This is a genomic window from Nonomuraea sp. NPDC050547, from assembly GCF_044457345.1.
Classification (GTDB): Bacteria; Actinomycetota; Actinomycetes; order Streptosporangiales; family Streptosporangiaceae; genus Nonomuraea.
In genome coordinates this window covers 185,419-202,293 of the sequence record NZ_JBITGW010000021.1, presented here as the reverse complement: position 1 = coordinate 202,293, position 16,875 = coordinate 185,419, and the positions used below count along the sequence as shown (strand labels likewise).

Sequence of the window (16,875 nt, the reverse complement as noted above, 5' to 3'; positions counted from 1 at the left end):
TACCCGAAAGCAACCCTTATGACTGTTTCATTCAGTCACTCTTCGTGGCCGACGGAACATGAATGGCCAGCGCGGTAACGTCATCATCCTGTTCATATCCCGACAACATCCGGTCTACCAGGAAGTCCAGCAGCATATGCGGACTACTGACCACCTCGGGCGGAGCTTCGGTCACAACAGAGCAAAGTTCCGCGAGGCCGGCGTCCAGCCCGCGCTTCCTGTTTTCCACCAGACCGTCGGAGTAGAGCACGGCCGTATGGCCGGGCGGCACCACGAACCGGAACTGCCTTCGGCTGGTCGGCCAGCCTAGCGGAGTACCGGGCTCGGCGTCGCACAGAATCGCCGTACCCTGCGGCGAAACCAGCACGGGCGGCGGGTGACCGGCCAGCGCCAGCGTCCCCTCTCCCGTCACCGGCTCGACCACCATGTACGCCAAAGTCGTGACCTGCTCCTCCTCTTCGGTGGCCTCGAAGACCCGGTCGAGACCGGTCAGCACGGCCGCCGGAGGCGGGTTGGTCAGCGCCAGCGCGCGCATGGCGTTGCGGATCCGGCCCATGCCTGCGGCGGCCTTGACGCCCTTGCCCATGACGTCGCCGACCACCGCGGCCACCCGTCCGTCCTGGAGCACGAAGGCGTCGTACCAGTCGCCGCCGACCTGCACGTGGCGGCTTCCGGAACGGAAGCGCTGCGCCAGCACCAGCCCCTTGACCACGGGCAGCCGGTCGGGCAGCAGGCTGCGCTGCAACGTCTCGGCGGTGCGGTGCTCACGCTCGAACAGCGTGGCCCGCTCGACGGCGAGCGCGCACTGCCCGGCCAGGGCCTCCAGGAAGACGCCGTCCTCCTGTGAGATCTTCTGCGGCCGCGTGAAGGAGAAGCGCAGCGCGCCCAGCGCCCGGCCCGCGGCGAGCAGCGGCAGGCCCACCCAGGCCCGCTCGTCGCTGTGCTTGAGGTAGGCCGACAGGACCTCCTCGCTGCCGCCGGCTTCCAGCAGCTGCGACTTGAGGCTCTCCGGCGACTCGGCGAAGACCGGCCGACGGCTGTTGACCGCGATCGTCATCACGCTGGTGTGGGCGAGCGGGATCTCCTCGCCCGCCGCTCCCGGCACCTCGGGCACGCCCTCGCCGTTGATCAGCTGCAGCATGGCGCGGTCGGGATCGAGCAGCGCGACCGCGGAACGGTCGGCGGCCAGCGCGGTGCGCCCGACGTCGATGATGACCTGGACCACGTGCTCGACCGTCAGCGCCTCGGCGAGCAGCGCGGTCGCGCCCTGCAGCCTGGCCGTGCGCAGCGCGGCGGCGCCCAGCTGGTCGGTCAGCCTGCCGCGCATCTCCTCGGCCTCGCGCTGCGGGGTCACGTCGGTGTTGGCGCCGACCCACTCGACCACCCGGCCGTGCCTGATGATCGGTACGGCCCGCACCTCGAAGTGCCGGTAGCCGCTGGCCCGGGTGCGCACCCGGTAGTTCCACTCGAACATGGTCCGCCCGCGCAGGGCCTCGCGCCAGGCCTCCTCGGTCTGCTGGCGCTCGTCGGGATGGACCGCGTCGAGCCAGCCCTGCCCCAGGTACTCCTCCAGCCCCTGGCCGGTGATGGCGCGCCACTGGGGCGCGTCCTCGACCACCGCGCCCGTGGGCGAGGTGATCCACACCAGCTGCGACTGCGCCTCGACCAGCGAGCGGTAGCGCTCCTCGCTGCGGCGCAGCTCCTCCTCGGTCTGGCGGCTCTCGGTCACGTCGAGCCCGACCAGCGCGACGGCACGCAGCTCGCCGCCCTCGTCGTGGATCGGCGAGAACGACAGCGACCAGTGCCGCGTGTCACCCTCGGCCGAGCGGACGCGCACCCGGCTCTCCGTGACGGGCCCGTCGCTCTCGATCACGGCCTGTACGGCGTGCGTGATCAGCTGGCTGAGGTCGGCGGTGAGCGTCTCGGCCGGCGGCTTTCCGGTCAGCTTGTCCGCGGGCACGCTGACGACGTCGGTGAACACGTCGTTGACCCGCTGGACGCGGCCTTCGACGTCGAAGAAGGCGAAGGCGAACTCCGCCTCGGAAAGCAGGCCCTTGAACAGGCCGGAGTCTGAGATGTCCACATCCGACTCCCGGGGACGGGGAACGGAGGTCTCGGCGCTCATGGTCGGCACCTCCGTCGCGTGCCAGGGTCTCCCACGCGGCACATCTCCATAACTGTGTATCGGCGTAGCGCAGCTCCGGGCGACCGGATTCTGCTGTACATCATCGGCGATGGGTGTGCGCGGACGGAAGCCCCCGCCACCCGCGGGTCTCCACTATGGACAACGCATCCTGTCAAAATCGCTCCACATTACGCAGCAAGATCAGGCTACTTGGCCTTCGCCGCCCTTTTGGCCTCTTGCTTGGTTGCCCTGACCTTGCCCAGGCTCTCCGGGTCGGTGACGTCGGCCACCGACCTGTGGGAACCCTCCTCGCCGTAAAGTCCTGCCGCCTCGCGCCAGCCGGGTGGCCGCACGCCGAGCTGCTTGCCGAGCAGAGCCAGAAAAATCTGTGCCTTCTGCTTGCCGTAGCCCGGAAGATCTTGCAGTCGCTTGAGCAAGTCCTTGCCGTCGGCGGCGTCGGCCCAGATCCGCTCGGGCTCGCCCTCGTAGCGTTCCACGAGGTAGGCGGCCAGTTGCTGGACGCGGCTCGCCATCGACTTCGGATAGCGGTGCACGGCGGGTTTCTCGGCCAGCAGCGCGGCGAACGCCTCGGGGTCGTAGGAGGCGATCTCCCCGGCCGTGAGGTCGTGCCCGAGCCGCTCCGAGATGGTGTGCGGGCCGGTGAACGCCCACTCCATCGGGATCTGCTGATCGAGCAGCATGCCGACGAGCAGGGCGAGCGGGCTGCGGCCGAGCAGCTCGTCGGCCTCCGTCCGCTGGGCGAGCTGGATGCGCATGGCACCAGCTTCGCACGAAAGGGTCTCTCACGTTCGGTGGTCGGCATCGGTGGACCTACAGCCGGGCGAGAACGTCTAGTAAACGTAGGGAACACAGTCGGCCTGGAGGCTTGACACCGGCCCGAGAACAGATGAAATGAGAGCGCAAGTCGCCCGCGTCCGTCTCCGGGGGGTTTGCCCTCGGGCTTGCAGAGGAATCTCACGACTATGCTCGCTCTGGCCACACGCATGCTCAAAGAGCCAGTTAGTCATCGGCTGGCCGAAGAGTTTCTCACCGTGCCTGTCGACACGATCGACCGATGTGTGGCCGATGTGTGCGCCTGCGCGGAGCACCTCGGCATCGAGGCGACTCCCCAGATCGTGGAGCGCATCGCGCGCGAGCACCTGCTCGCCATCGTGAACTCCGCGCCCCCGCCCCGTAGCGCCCGATAACATCGGGGTCACCAGGCTGCGTGAAACGCGCCGTTTGTGCCTGGAATGCGAGAGAGTGAGGGCGTGCGCCGACATCGAACCAATCCTGATGAAGTCTTCCAGGAGATGCTGCAGGCGGCGCGCGAACTTCTCGCCGTACGGACGCCGCTCGACGCGGAGCTGATGGTCTCCGACATGATCGGCGCCTGGTGGGGAAAGCGCGTCAAAGGCGGTGACGTCGAGCAGGTGCTCGGCGAGGGCCTGGTCGACTACGCGGCCAAGGCCGGCACACCGGCCTCGCTGACACTGCTCATCTGCCTGGCCTACCTCGGCACCGCGCGTCAGGGCGCCAAGGCCGAGGGCGCGGCGCTGGCGATGATGGAGGGCGGCGTGGCCAGGCCCGGCTGGGCCGACCGGGTGGGCGCGGTCAAGCCCACCGGCTGTTACGTCTCCCGCGACGCCTACGGCGACCAGGACACCGTGATCTGCACCTTCGCCTACCGGTGGGGCGAGGCCGCCGCCGACCGCCCCCAGGACCGGCACGCGCTGGTCATGGTCGTCGACCACAACATGAACGGCATGGCGCGCGACGCCTGGGTCTCCTCCCACGTGGAGAAGCTGCTGGACCAGGCCAGGGCCGAGGCCGGGGCCGACCCGATGCTGCTGTTCGAGGAGATCGAGCCGCAGCAGGCGCGGGCGCTGCTGGAGTCGGCGATGAAGGCCACCGGCGGAGCGCAGGAGCTCGACGGGAGAGAGCGAGGGACGAGCCAACGAGCGGCGAAGCGGGCGCGACCATCACACACGGTGCCCAAGACGCCGCCGCCGGTCAGCGACAGCTACAGCGCCTACCACGCCTTCGCCCGCTCCCGGCTGAAGGCGCTGCCGCCCGGCCGCAAACGCCCTGCGCCGCTGCACATCGAGGCGCCCTACAGCCGCGAACGGCGGGCCATGCTGGCCGCGGAGTTCCTGTCCTCCGACGCCGCCGAGCACCTGTCGGACCCGTCGGCGGCCTCGCGCTGCGCCGACCACATCATCGACTACGGCTGCGAGCAGGACTTCAACCGGCCGATGCGGGTCAGCCCGGTCAAGTGCGAGACGTTCCTGCTGGACTGGCTGCCGCGCAAGGTGATGCTCAGCCGGGCGGAGCAGGAGGCGATGCCGCACGTGCTGTCGGCGTGGGTGCGCTTCGCGGCGGGCCGTACCGGACTGCCGGAGCGAGGACTGCGCGCGACGCAGGACGCGGTGTGGGAGGCGACGGCGAAGTTCCCCGAGGCCTACCGCGACCCGACCTCCTTCGGCCTGGAGCTGCCGCTGCTGGAGCGGCTGCTGCCGGACGGCGACCTGTCGGCGCTGGCCAGGCGGGTCTTCGCCTTCCCGTACCTGCAGGGCATGCACGGTGACATCGACCTCGACAAGCTGGACCCGGCCGACCAGGCCGACCGGCGCACGCTGCTGCGCTTCGACCACGTGGGCGAGATCGACGAGGAGCACCTGGCCTGGCACGAGGAGATCGCGACCAGGCTGTGGGACGGCGACCCGCCGCAACTGTGGGAGGCCGCCCAGCGCCTGCTGGATCTGGGGCACGACCGCCACGACGTGCTGCACGTGCTGATCGAGATCGCCGAGCGCATCGGCGGCGACCCCGAGGAACTCGCCGCCGCCCTCGACGACATCGCCGACATCCCCGACGAGATCTAGAACCATGCCGATGTACTCCTGGCTGGGCCCCGGCCGCTACCTCGCCACCGAGCACACCCAAGGTCCCTGGCACCCGGGCTTCCAGCACATGGGCCCGGTCACCGCCCTGATCGCCTACGAACTGGGCCGCACAGCGCCGGTGCCGGGGCTGGAGTTGTCCCGGCTGGCCGCCGACGTCTTCGGCCCCGTCCCGGTCGGTGAGCTGGAGGTCAGCGCGGAGGTCATCCGCGACGGCAGGCGGGTGCAGTGCCTGGCCGCCACGGTCCGGGCGGATGGGCGCGAGTACGTCAGGGCCACGGCCTGGCGCATCCGCGAGAGCGAAAGTCCCGAGATCGCCACCTCGCCGCCGCCCGCCCCCGTCCCGGACGAGCCGGGCCCGCCGTCGTGGCTGTCGACCGGTTTCGGGTACGGCAGAGCCATGGACTGGCGTTTCGTCAAGGGCACCCCCATGGAGACCGGCCCCGCCACGGCGTGGATGCGCATGCGCGTCCCCCTGGTGGAGGACGAGCCCACGACCCCGCTCGAACGCCTCCTGGCCGTGGCGGACAGCGGCAACGGGATCAGCCACGCCCTGCCGTTCGAGACGCACATGTTCGTCAACCTGGATCTCACGGTCGCGCTGGTCCGCACGCCGGCCACCGAGTGGATCTGCATGGACGCCGAGACCGTCGTCGGCCCGTCCGGCCGCGGCCTCACGCGGTCGACCCTGTTCGACGAACTCGGCGAGGTCGGCGCGGCCACCCAGACGCTCTTCGTCGCGCCACGGTAGAAGATAGGGCCATGGTGATCGACCTCAACGCGGATCTCGGCGAGGGATTCGGCATCTGGCGGCTCGGCGACGACCTGGCGCTTCTCGACATCGTGACCAGCGCCAACGTGGCCTGCGGCTTTCACGCCGGCGACCCCGTGACCATCAGGCGTACCTGCGCCGCCGCCGTCGACCGGGGCGTGTCGATCGGCGCGCAGGTCTCCTATCGCGACCTGGCCCACTTCGGGCGCAGGGAGATGGAGGTCGAGCCGGAAGAGCTGTGCGCCGAGGTGCTCTACCAGCTCGCCGCCGTCGACGGCATCGCCCGCGCGATGGGCGGCCGCGTCTCCTACGTCAAGCCCCACGGCGCCCTGTACAACCGCATCTGCCGCGACCCCGGCCAGGCCGCCGCGGTCGTCGACGCGGTGGCCGACTACGACCCCACGCTGCCGATCCTCACGCTGCCCAGCTCCGTCGTCCACGCCCTCGCCGCCGCCGAGGGCGTCCGCACGATCGCCGAGGCCTACGCCGACCGCGCCTACACGCCGGACGGCACGCTGGTCCCCCGGCGCGAGCCCGGCGCCGTGATCCACGACCCGGCCGCGGTCTCCGCGCGCGCCGTGCGCATGGCCGTCGACGAGAGCGTGCTGGCCGCCGACGGCACCCAGGTCGCGGTCAGCGCCCGCTCCATCTGCGTCCACGGCGACACCCCTGACGCGGTACGGCTCGCGCAGGCCGTACGCGATCGGCTGCTTGAGGCCGGCGTGGTCCTGCAGGCGTTCGCATGACCGCGGCGGCGCGGTGATCAGGGCGGCCGGTGAGCACGGGCTGCTCGTGGAGACCGGATCGCTGGAGGTGTCCCACCGGCTGGACGCGCTGCTGCGGGCCGAGCGGCCGGGCTCCGTGGTGGAGATCGTGCCGGGGCCGGAGACGGTGCTCGTCGTCGCGCCGGGCGCCGACCAGCTACGGCTGCGCGAACGGCTGACGGATCTGGCACGAGTCGCGGCGGAACCGCCGTCGGGCGACCGGGCGGACGGGACCCCGGCCGTCGTGGTGCCGGTCGTCTACGACGGCGCCGACCTGGCCGACGTGGCCGTGGAGACCGGGCTGACACCGGGCGAGGTGGTGGCGCGGCACAGCGGGCGGGAACTGGTGGTGGGGTGGCTGGGGTTCGCGCCCGGGTTCGCCTATCTGACCGGGCTCGACCCGGTGCTCCACGTGTCCAGGCTGGCCACGCCCCGCACGTCGGTTCCGGTGGGCTCGGTGGCCATCGCCGGGCCTCATTCGGCGGTGTATCCGAGCGCCTCGCCCGGTGGGTGGCGGTTGCTGGGGCGTACCGATCTCCGGGTGTGGGACGTGCGGGCCGATCCGCCGTCACTGTTCCGGCCCGGCACTCGTGTGCGGTTCGAGCCCGCATGATCGAAGTGATCAAGCCCGGTCCTTACGCGACCGTCCAGGACCTCGGCCGCCCCGGCTACGCGCACCTGGGCGTGCCGCACTCGGGCGCCGCCGACGCCGCCGCGCTGCGACTGGCCAACCGGCTGGTGGGCAACCCGGAAGGGTTCGCAGGAATCGAACTGACGTTCGGAGGCGCGCGGCTGGCGTTCCCGGCGGGCGCGTGGATCTCCATAACCGGCGCCCCCTGCCCGGTGACGGCCGCACCGGCCGGTCCGGGGACGGGAGCGCCGGTTGGTGCGGGGATGGGAGCGCCGTTCTGGGTTCCGGCCGGGGGCGAGCTGCGTTTCGGGACGCCCGTGAGGGGCCTGCGCACCTACGTCGCCGTCCGGGGCGGGATCGCGGCCGAGCTGGTGCTCGGCAGCCGTTCCACCGACTCGCTGTCCGGCCTCGGGCCCGCTGTGCTCCGGGCCGGGACCGTCCTGCCCGTCGGCCCGGTGGACGGGCTGGCGGAGATCTCGGTCGACGTGGCCCCCCTGCGCGAGCCGGGGGCGGCCGTGCTGCGGGTGGTGCCGGGGCCGCGTGACGACTGGTTCGTGCCCGGGGCGCTGAAGGAGCTGTGCGGGAGGCCCTACCAGGTGAGCCAGGACAGCAACCGGGTCGGCGTACGGCTGAGCGGGCCCGTCCTGGAGCGTGCCCGGCAGGGCGAACTGCCCAGCGAGGGCATGGTGGCGGGGGCCGTCCAGGTGCCGCCGAGCGGGCAGCCGATCATCTTCCTGGCCGACCACCCGCCGACGGGCGGTTACCCGGTGATCGCCGTCCTGTCCGCCGCCGACCTCTCAACCGCCGCCCAGCTCCGCCCAGGCGCCACCACCCGCTTCACCCTCCGCAAAACCCCCACCTGACCTCGGGGACCGCGGCTCGGCCCGGTCGGGCCGATCCGGCCGGCCTTGCCAGGGCCGATCCGGCCGACCTTGCCAGGGCCGATCCGGCCGGTGGGGATCCTGGTCGCCGGTCGGCGTGGGCCGTGACGGCGGGGACCACGTCCGACGTGAGAAGCGACCCCCACGATCGGCGCCCGCCCACGGCGGCGGGTGGCGTGGGGGCGGCTTCGCCGTAACGGAAAGAGAGCCGTGACGGAAAGAGCCGTGTTGGAAAGAGCCGTGACGGAAGGAGCGGGAGCACAGCCGCCGCAGAAACACCACTAAAGGGAAACCGCGCCGCGAATGCAGGTGACGGAAGAGCCGCCGACCCAGATGACATCCGCGTCGGTGGAGATGTGGACGCGGCCGGCGCGGCCGAGGGCGGTGCCTTGGGAGGCCGTGTAAGGCGCGGTGGCGCGGCCCGTGCGCAGGAGCCAGCGGGCCAGTGACGCGTTCAGGCTGCCCGTGACCGGGTCCTCCGCCGTCGCGCCGTGCAGGGGGAAGAACGCGCGCACCTCGAACGCCTGCGGCGACCCCTCCGGGTACGGCCCCGCCACCCCGATGTCCAGGTCGACGACCCCGGGCCGCACCTCCAGCACGTCCTGGGCGCCGGCCAGCAGCACCGCCACCCACCCCGGCCCGTTGTCGGCCCACTGCGCGTCCACGATCGCGGTGCGGTCGATGCGCAGCGTGTCGGCCAGGCGTTCGATCAGTTCTTCCTCCACCGGCCCCTCGCGCAGCAGCGGCGGCGCGGCGAAGGCGAGCCCGCCGGCGGTGCGCCGCACGTCGACCAGGCCGGCGCCGCACTCCTGCACGATCGTGTTCCCGCCGGCCGGCTTGCCTCCGGCCTCCAGCCAGGCGTGGCAGGTGCCGAGGGTGGGGTGGCCGGCGAAGGGCAGTTCGGTGGTGGGGGTGAAGATCCGGACCCGGTAGTCGGCCTCGGGGGTGGTGGGCGGCAGGACGAACGTGGTCTCTGACAGGTTCGTCCAGTGGGCGAAGCGCCGCATGTCCTCGGTGCTCAGCCCGTCGCCGTCGAGGACCACCGCCAGCGGGTTGCCTCGGTAGGGGGTGTCGGTGAAAACGTCGACCTGCGCGAAGTCTCGGGTCATGGGTCCAGTGTCACAGCTCGGCGAGCAGTGCCCGCATCCCGGTCACCGCTTCTGCGAGCGGGCCGGCGGGGACGTCCTCGAACAGTTCCACCTTCATGTCCTTGGGCTCCCACACCCCGGCCACCCGGCCCTGGTGGACCACCACGGGCGAGATCCAGCCCGCCGCGCGGCTGACCTTGGGCTTCACCGCGGGCGGGACGAGCGCCGCCAGGTTCCGGGGTGCGGCGAGGATGTACTGGTCGAAGCCGGGCAGCAGGTGGACCTCTTCCGACGGCCGGGTGGCGGCCAGGTCGTCGAGGTGCTCGGTGAGGGCCTGGAGGGGCTCGCCGTCCACGTCCACCTCCGTCAGCTCGGGCGCCAGGTCGCGGAACCAGCCCTTCAGCACCGACTTCTTCGCGACGCCGCCGAACAGCCACCTGTCGAACGTCTCCGGCGAGGCCGGTCCGTGGGCGCCCAGGTAGTCGCGCAGGACGCGGACGCCGGCCTCCTCCTGGGGCGGCAGCTCGGCGGGCCAGGACGGCAGCCAGTCGCGCGGCGCGGTGAAGGTGACCTTGCCCTCGCGCGGCGGCCCGTAGCACAGCTCGCCCAGCCTGCTCAGGGGCTTCAGCAGTGCGCCCCATCCCGAGGTGAGCGCCTCGCGCAGGTGGGTGTCGCCGGTGCCGGCCACGACGGCGTCGACCAGTTCCTCGCGGGTCAGCGGGGTTTCGCCCAGCGCCTTCGGGACGGCCTCGACGATCGCCTCGATCTCGGCCGCGCTCACGCCGTGGCCGCGCTGCCACACGCCCTTCTCCCAGAACCGCAGCGTGGCCAGGGCGGCGCAGTAGTCGGGCAGCCGATCGCCCGGCACCAGGTGCAGGGTGCCGCGCATCACCCAGGTCTTGGCCAGCGTGCGCTCCTGCCACAGGGCCCGGTCGACGGCGCCGGGGCCGGGGCGCGCGCTGCGTAGCGCGACCGCCTGCTGGGCCGAGGAGGCCACCTGGGTCTGGATCCCGCACAGGCGCCTGGCCACCGCCACGGGGTCGGCGGCGCCGGGGCCGCTCACATGCTGGCGCCGCAGCCGCCATGCCAGTACCTGCGACCAGGTCACCGCGATGTTCACGTGCCCCTTTCTACACCTGACCCGCATGAACGCTCATCTTGACTGAAAGTCGCGAGAAGTAGTCAAGGTGTCACAGTGCGGCTACTGTCCCGCCCCCGCGGGCCGCGGAGAACATGGCGTCCCTGGCCGCGACGGTGCGGCCGAAAGGAGAGCGACGTGAGCAGAGAACCGATCACCACGGAGACGCGGCGTGAGGTGGAGCGATTGCTGGATTTTTCCGCCCATGTCGGCGGTATCAGCGAGGAGGACGTCCTGGAGGTGCTGAGCGAACGCGGTATCACCACACTGCCGGAGTTCGTCGGCCACGCGCTCACCCAGCCTCCGCCCGCCCAGCCCAGCCGGGTCAGCGGCCTGAGCACGCTGCACGGGCCGGCGAGCGACCCGGCCATCGCGCACCGGCCGCCGCGGATGGCCCTGGTGGTGGACGGCGTGGCCTACGACCCGGCCGACATCACGCGCTTCAACGGCCAGCCGCTCACCTTCGCCCTCGACGACACCGGGCCTACCCTGCACGCCTTCACCGACGGCCGACATCTGCGCGCCGCCGCCTGGGCCGCCGCGCAAACGCGCCCGCGCGTCCAGGCTGCGGCCAGGGAGGTGCAGATGTTCGAGCACCACCACTACGGCGGCGACTGGTTCTGGCTGCAGGCCGGCTACTACTGGCCCAACCTCGCCATCAAGCGGCGCGGCGGCTGGCCCACCTCGCCGTCCTGGAACGACACGATCAGCTCCATGAGCACCAACGACTGCCACGTGGCCTACTACGACCACATCGATCTGGGCGGCGCCTCGCTGCACGTCCAGCCGTACCAGGAGATGCGGGAGCTCGACAGCCTCGGCTGGAACGACCGCATCTCCTCCGTCATCAACTACGGCTAGCCGTCACCTGGTGAAGCCGATGTCCTGGTAGCGCAGGTCGTAGAAGCCGCGGGCGCCCGCGTTGGCGAGGTTGGCCTTGGTCGCCACGTTCTGCGGGCGCTGGTACAGCGGCAGCACGTTGACCTCCTGCCAGATCAGCTTGTCGGCCTGGTTCGTCTCGGTCCGCGCCTGCGCGGGGTCGAGCGCGGACCCGGCCTTCTGCATGGCGGCGTCGATGGCCGCCGAGCCGGTCCTGCCGAAGTTGGCGTTCCAGGTCTTGCCGCCGTCGGGCGAGTTCACGTAGATGCCGTAGCTGCTCGACACGGGGTACGGCGTGCCGATGTAGGCGAACGGCGTGATGTCGAAGTTGCCGGGGATGACGTACTTGGTGAAGAAGTCGTCGCTCGGCACCGCCTTCAGCGTGAGCTTGACGCCGATCTGGGCGAGCATATTCTGGGCCAACTCGCCCTCCGACTTGCTCAGCTGCACCCCGGTCGGCACGACGAACCGCAGGTCAAGCGGCTTGCCGTCCTTCTGCCTGACACCGCCGACGAGCTTCCACCCGGCGGCGTCCAGCATCTGCTTGGCCTTCTCCGGGTTGTAGACGCCGAGCTCGCCGGCGTTGTCCTGGTAGCCCTCCTGGGTGTTCATGAAGAAGTGGTTGTTCAGCAGCGTGATCGGCCAGTCCAGGCCCTGCAGGTCCGACTGGGCGATGGCCTGCCGGTTGATGCCGAGCTGGATCGCCCGGCGGACGTTGACGTCCTTGAGCAGTTCGCTGGAGCCGTTGAAGGTGAAGTGGCGGAAGTCGGGGCCGGCGGCCTGGCGTACCTCGGCGCCCGAGGTGGACCTGGCGCGGGCGTAGTCGGGGGCGGAGGGGCCGACGTCGGTGATGTCGAGCTCGCCGTTGCCGAACGCGCCGATCAGGGAGTCCTGCTCGGAGGCGCGGTAGATGATCTGGTCGAGCTTGGCCCGGTCGCCCCACCACGCGTCGTCGCGGACGATCGTGATCGTCTTGGCGGTCTGGTCGAAGGCCTTGAACGCGAACGGCCCCGCCGTCACCGGGATCTTGTTGAGCCAGCCGGTGTTGAAGGCATCGGGCGAGCCGTTGGCGGACTTCGGCAGCAGCGGCCCGAACAGCGACTGCCAGTCGGCGAAGGGCCGGGCGAACGTGACGACCACCTCGTAGTCGTCCTTGCCCTTCCTGACGCTCTCGATGTCCTGGTAGCCGGTCGGCGAGACGATCCGGAAGGCGGTGTCGCGGCCGTTGAGCGCCTTCCACTGGGCCGCGTAGTCCTCCCACGTGATCGGGTCGCCGGTGGACCACTTGGCCTTCGGGTTGAGCGTGTAGGTGACCACCTGCTTGGGATCGCTCTCGGTGATCTTCGCATCGACGAGGTAGTCGGGGTTGACGGCGATCTCGGCCTTCTCGTTCGAGCGGAAGGGCGACGGGAGCAGGGCGTTGCTGACCACGGAGGCCATGAGGAGGTTGCCGTCGACGTGGTTGCGGTTCCACTGCGAGGGGAACTCGTTGAGCCCCCAGCGCAGCGTGCCGCCGTCGCGGACCTGATCGCGCGGCTGAAGGTTGATGTCGAACGCCTTGATCGCGGCGCCGTCGCCGGACGGTCCGGCGCCGCTGCCGCCCGCCGATCCGCCGCTGCCGCCGCCACCGCAGCCCGCCAGAGCCAGCGAGCCGGTCAGCACGGCGGCGAGGGCGAGACGTGATGCCTTCATGGATGTGACTCCTCGTGGTTCTGTACGACTTCGAGCTTCTCGGCGTAGTGGCAGGCCACGCCGTGGTCGTGGGCCAGGGCGCGTACCTCGGGCTCGCTCTCCACGCACCGGGACCGCTCGTTCTCCGCGAGCGTCCTGAACTTGGGGCAGCGGGTACGGAAGCGGCACCCGGAGGGAGGGTCGGCGGGGCTGGGCAGGTCGCCGTCGAGCAGGATCCGGCGCCGGGTGCGCTCGCGCCGCGGGTCGGGCAGCGGGATCGCCGACAGCAGCGCCTGCGTGTAGGGGTGCATGGGCCCGTCGTAGACGGTGTCCACCTGGCCGATCTCGGCGATCCGGCCCAGGTACATGACCGCCACCCGGTCGGCGATGTAGCGCACGACGGCCAGGTCGTGCGCGACGAACAGGTAGGACAGGCCGAGCCTGGACTTCAGCGCGTCGAGCAGGTTGATCACGCCGGCCTGGATCGAGACGTCGAGCGCGGAGACCGGCTCGTCCAGGACGACCAGCCTGGGTTCGAGCGCCAGCGCGCGGGCGATGCCGATACGCTGGCGCTGGCCGCCGGAGAAGTCCTGTGGGTAGCGGGCGGCGTGGGACTCGTCGAGGCCGACCAGCCGCAGCAGCTCGCGCACCCGCGAGCCGGTGTCGCCGCGCCGGTGGGTGCGCAGCGGCTCGGCCAGGATGTCGTGCACGGTCATCCTCGGGTCGAGCGAGGCCAGCGGGTCCTGGAAGACGACCTGCATGTCGCGCCTGATCGCCATCCGGTCGCCGGCGGCCATGCGCGCGGTGTCCCGGCCCAGGACGACGATCCGGCCGTCCTGCGGCTTGACCAGCTCCAGGATCTCCATCAGCGTCGTGGTCTTGCCGCAGCCGGACTCCCCCACCAGCCCGAGCGTCTCGCCCTGGCGGATGTCGAAGCTGATCCCGGCCACCGCGTGCACGGTGCCGACCCTGCGCTTGAACAACGAGCCCTTCATCAGCGGATACTGCTTGACCAGCCCGTCCACGTGCAGGACCACCTCCTGCGCGCCCCGCCCCCCGCGGGCGGTCGCCGCGGCCTGGGCCGCGTGCCGGCCCGGCGGCCTGACCCCGACGTCGGCCCAGCGGATGCAGGCCGCCTCGTGGCCGTGCCCGACCTGCAGCAGCGCCGGCTCGGCCACCGAGCACTCCTCGACCGCCATCGGGCAGCGCGGCTCGAACGGGCAGCCGGGCGGCAGCGCGGCGGGCGAGGGCGGCGCGCCTTCGATGGGAACCAGCGGCTGGCGCCCGCCCCGGTCGACGCGCGGGATCGAGCCGAGCAGCCCCACCGTGTACGGCATGCGCATCCGGTAGTAGATGTCGTCCACCGCCCCGACCTCGACCGGCCGCCCCGCGTACATCACCAGCACGCGGTCGGCGAACCCGGCCACCACCCCGAGGTCGTGGGTGATCATGACGATCGCGGCGCCGGTCTCCCGCTGGGCCGTCTTCAGCACCTCCAGCACCTGCGCCTGGATGGTGACGTCGAGCGCGGTGGTCGGCTCGTCGCAGATGATCACGCCGGGGTCGTTGGCGATCGCCATGGCGATGACCGCCCGCTGGCGCATGCCGCCGGAGAACTCGTGGGGAAAGCCCAGGGCCCGCTGCCCCGGGTTGGGGATGCCGACCAGGTCGAGCAACTCCACGGCCCGGACCATGGCCTGTTCCTTGGTGACCTTCTGGTGGACGCGCACCGCCTCGGCGATCTGGTCGCCGACGCGGTAGACGGGGGTGAGGGCCGACAGCGGGTCCTGGAAGACCATGGAGATCGTCTTGCCGCGCAGGGCGGTCAGCCGCTTCTCCGGCGCGCCGATGAGCTCCTGGCCCGCGAGCCGGACCGAGCCGGTGACGGTGGCGCTCGGGGGCAGCAGTCCCATGACCGCTGCCGAGGTGACGGACTTGCCGGAGCCGGACTCGCCGACGATGCCGAGGACCTCGCCGGGCCGTACGGCATAGCTGACGCCGCGCACGGCGCGCACGTCGCCGAAGGTGACGTGCAGGTCGCGCACCTCCAGCACCGGTTCCCCCGCGGTCATCGCCTCCCCTTCCGTGCGGCGGACGGGTCGAACGCGTCACGCAGCGCGTCGCCGATGAGGTTGACGGCCAGCACGGTGACCACCAGCAGCACGGCCACGAACCAGAACGTCCACGGCGCGTAGACGGCGGTCTTGGCGCCGTCGGCGATGAGCGTGCCGAAGGAGACGTCGGGCGGCTGGATGCCGAAGCCGAAGTACGACAGCGAGGTCTCGGTGAGGATGGCGGCGCTGACGTTGAGCGTGGCGTCGACGATGAGCAGCGACGACAGGTTGGGGATCACGTGCCGGAAGATGATCGTCACGGGCGGGACGCCCATGAAGCGGGCGGCCTGGATGTACTCGCGGTGCTTCAGCGAGATCGTCATCCCCCTGACGATCTTCGAGGTGACCATCCAGAGGAACAGCGCCAGCATGACCACGAACAGCACCCACTGCCCGTCGCCGAACAGCGGCGACATGATCGCCAGGATGAGGAAGGCGGGCAGCACGAGCAGCAGCTCGGTGATCCAGCTCAGCGTGCGGTCGGTCCAGCCGGCGAAGTAGCCGGCGAAGGCGCCGACGGTCGCGGCCAGCGCCGTGGACAGCAGCGCCGCCAGCAGGCCCACGATCAGCGACTTCTGCATGCCGCGCAGCGTGACCGCGTAGACGTCGGCGCCGGTCTGGAGCGTTCCGAACCAGTGCCGCGCCGACGGCGGCTGCAGGAAGGCGGTGAAGTCCTTGTCGGTGTAGGTCCAGGGGCTGAACAGCGGCCCCACGAAGGCCAGCAGGAACATCACCGCCAGTACGGCGAAGCCGATCCGCCCCTGCGTCGAGCCGAAGAAGCGGCCGCTCACCATCCGCAGCCGCGAGGGCGCGCGCGGGGTCTGCCGGAGCTCTTCCGCGAGCTCCTCCTCCTGCAGGCTCATGCGGTTCTCACCCGCGGGTCGAGGGCGGCGTGGAGCACGTCGGCCGCGAGCGAGGCGGCCAGGACCGCGACGGCGGCGAGGAAGGCGATGGCGGCCACGGTGTTGACGTCGTTGGTGAAGATCGAGTTGATCAGCTGCTCGCCGAGCCCGTGCCAGCCGAAGATCTTCTCGGTGAACGTGGCCCCGGTCAGCAGCGTGCCGAAGGTGAAGGCGAAGTAGGTGACGACGGGGATCAGCGCGGTGCGCAGTGCGTGCCTGGTCAGCGCCTTGCGCCTGCTCAGCCCCTTGGCCACCGCGGTGCGGATGAAGTCGGCGCCGAGCACGTCGAGCATCATGTTGCGCTGGTAGCGGCTGAAGGTGGCGATCAGGCCGAGCGACAGCGAGACCGTCGGCAGGATGAGGTGCTGCAGCCGGTCGAGCACGCCGCCCCAGAACCCGGTGTCGAGGCCGTCGGAGTACTCGCCGCTGACCAGGAAGACCTTGGCGCCGAAGACGTTCTCGTTGAGCCAGGTGCCGACGAGGATGAGCATGGTGGCCAGCACGACCACGGGGATCGCGAGGACGAGGAACGACATCCCCGTCGAGAGCCGGTCGAACCATCCGTACTGCTTGACCGCCGCGTAGGCGCCCACCAGCACGCCGACCAGGCTGCCGCAGATCAGCCCGAGCAGGACCAGCCGGAAGGTGACGCCGGCCCGCCGGGCGAGGTCCTCGTTGACGGAGGTGCCGGTGACGGTCCTGCCGAAGTCGCCGTGGAGCACCCCGGCGGCCCAGGTCGCGTAGCGCTGGATGAGCGGCGTCTTGTCGTTGAGGTTGAGCGCGGTCAGCTGGGCGTCGACGACGGCGGGCGGCGGCTTGGGAGTGCGGTCGGCGTAGTTGGAACGCGGGTCGAGCGCGCCGGCCGCCAGCATGTACGCGAGGCTCGACGCCACCGCGACCAGCACCAGATAGTTGAGCAGCCTGCGAGCCAGGAACCCCGCCATCCACACCTCCCCTCCGTAGTCATAGTGCTACACCATGTAACGGAGAGGCCGCAGCCAAGTGTC

15 protein-coding genes are annotated in these 16,875 nt (G+C 71.1%); 7 read left to right on the top strand and 8 right to left on the bottom strand.

What is annotated here, in order from left to right; genetic code table 11:
• Positions 1-31: 31 nt before the first annotated feature.
• A complete protein-coding gene (locus tag ACIBHY_RS43045; protein ID WP_397309739.1) occupies positions 32-2,125 on the bottom strand; it encodes a SpoIIE family protein phosphatase in 2,094 nt (697 codons plus the stop codon).
• 206 nt (positions 2,126-2,331) lie between these two features.
• Positions 2,332-2,901, bottom strand: a complete 570-nt coding sequence (locus ACIBHY_RS43040; protein WP_397241940.1) for an HhH-GPD-type base excision DNA repair protein — start codon at positions 2,899-2,901, stop codon at positions 2,332-2,334.
• Between the two features lie 276 nt (positions 2,902-3,177).
• Between ACIBHY_RS43040 and ACIBHY_RS43035 the strand changes: the two genes are divergently transcribed.
• The 6 genes from ACIBHY_RS43035 to ACIBHY_RS43010 all read left to right on the top strand — a co-directional run bounded on the left by ACIBHY_RS43035 (position 3,178) and on the right by ACIBHY_RS43010 (position 8,058).
• Complete coding sequence (locus tag ACIBHY_RS43035; RefSeq protein WP_379609489.1) at positions 3,178-3,333, top strand: hypothetical protein; 156 nt, start codon at positions 3,178-3,180, stop codon at positions 3,331-3,333.
• A gap of 105 nt (positions 3,334-3,438) precedes the next feature.
• Entirely contained in the window at positions 3,439-5,010 is a 1,572-nt protein-coding gene (locus ACIBHY_RS43030; protein ID WP_397243759.1) for a hypothetical protein, read from the top strand.
• 10 nt (positions 5,011-5,020) lie between these two features.
• Complete coding sequence (locus ACIBHY_RS43025; protein WP_397241938.1) at positions 5,021-5,779, top strand: thioesterase family protein; 759 nt, start codon at positions 5,021-5,023, stop codon at positions 5,777-5,779.
• Positions 5,780-5,790: 11 nt separating this feature from the next.
• A complete protein-coding gene (locus tag ACIBHY_RS43020) occupies positions 5,791-6,546 on the top strand; it encodes a LamB/YcsF family protein (protein ID WP_397309738.1) in 756 nt (251 codons plus the stop codon).
• Between the two features lie 13 nt (positions 6,547-6,559).
• The gene (locus tag ACIBHY_RS43015) at positions 6,560-7,177 is read left to right on the top strand and encodes an allophanate hydrolase subunit 1 (protein WP_397309737.1); all 618 of its coding nucleotides are present in this window, start codon (positions 6,560-6,562) and stop codon (positions 7,175-7,177) included.
• On the top strand, positions 7,174-8,058 hold the full coding sequence (locus ACIBHY_RS43010) for a biotin-dependent carboxyltransferase family protein (RefSeq protein WP_397309736.1): 885 nt from the start codon (positions 7,174-7,176) through the stop codon (positions 8,056-8,058). Before ACIBHY_RS43015 ends, ACIBHY_RS43010 begins: the two co-directional genes overlap by 4 nt.
• A gap of 299 nt (positions 8,059-8,357) precedes the next feature.
• On the opposite strand, the gene ACIBHY_RS43005 is transcribed toward ACIBHY_RS43010, so the two are convergent.
• Both ACIBHY_RS43005 and ACIBHY_RS43000 read right to left on the bottom strand, forming a co-directional pair.
• A complete protein-coding gene (locus tag ACIBHY_RS43005; RefSeq protein ID WP_397241930.1) occupies positions 8,358-9,185 on the bottom strand; it encodes a PhzF family phenazine biosynthesis protein in 828 nt (275 codons plus the stop codon).
• A 10-nt stretch (positions 9,186-9,195) separates the two neighbouring features.
• On the bottom strand, positions 9,196-10,284 hold the full coding sequence (locus ACIBHY_RS43000; RefSeq protein WP_397241928.1) for a winged helix DNA-binding domain-containing protein: 1,089 nt from the start codon (positions 10,282-10,284) through the stop codon (positions 9,196-9,198).
• Between the two features lie 156 nt (positions 10,285-10,440).
• Here ACIBHY_RS43000 and ACIBHY_RS42995 point away from each other — a divergent pair, with 156 nt between their 5' ends.
• A complete protein-coding gene (locus ACIBHY_RS42995) occupies positions 10,441-11,163 on the top strand; it encodes a hypothetical protein (protein WP_397241926.1) in 723 nt (240 codons plus the stop codon).
• 3 nt (positions 11,164-11,166) lie between these two features.
• On the opposite strand, the gene ACIBHY_RS42990 is transcribed toward ACIBHY_RS42995, so the two are convergent.
• The 4 genes from ACIBHY_RS42990 to ACIBHY_RS42975 are packed head-to-tail and all read right to left on the bottom strand — an operon-like array spanning position 11,167 to position 16,812.
• Positions 11,167-12,873: an ABC transporter family substrate-binding protein gene (locus ACIBHY_RS42990; protein WP_397241924.1), complete on the bottom strand. Its 1,707-nt coding sequence runs from the start codon at positions 12,871-12,873 to the stop codon at positions 11,167-11,169.
• The gene (locus tag ACIBHY_RS42985) at positions 12,870-14,924 is read right to left on the bottom strand and encodes a dipeptide ABC transporter ATP-binding protein (protein WP_397309735.1); all 2,055 of its coding nucleotides are present in this window, start codon (positions 14,922-14,924) and stop codon (positions 12,870-12,872) included. The genes ACIBHY_RS42990 and ACIBHY_RS42985 overlap by 4 nt, the downstream gene beginning before the upstream one ends.
• Positions 14,921-15,829, bottom strand: coding sequence for an ABC transporter permease (locus tag ACIBHY_RS42980; RefSeq protein WP_397309734.1), 909 nt, complete (start codon positions 15,827-15,829; stop codon positions 14,921-14,923). The genes ACIBHY_RS42985 and ACIBHY_RS42980 overlap by 4 nt, the downstream gene beginning before the upstream one ends.
• Positions 15,826-16,812: an ABC transporter permease gene (locus tag ACIBHY_RS42975; protein WP_397241918.1), complete on the bottom strand. Its 987-nt coding sequence runs from the start codon at positions 16,810-16,812 to the stop codon at positions 15,826-15,828. The genes ACIBHY_RS42980 and ACIBHY_RS42975 overlap by 4 nt, the downstream gene beginning before the upstream one ends.
• Positions 16,813-16,875: the final 63 nt, after the last annotated feature.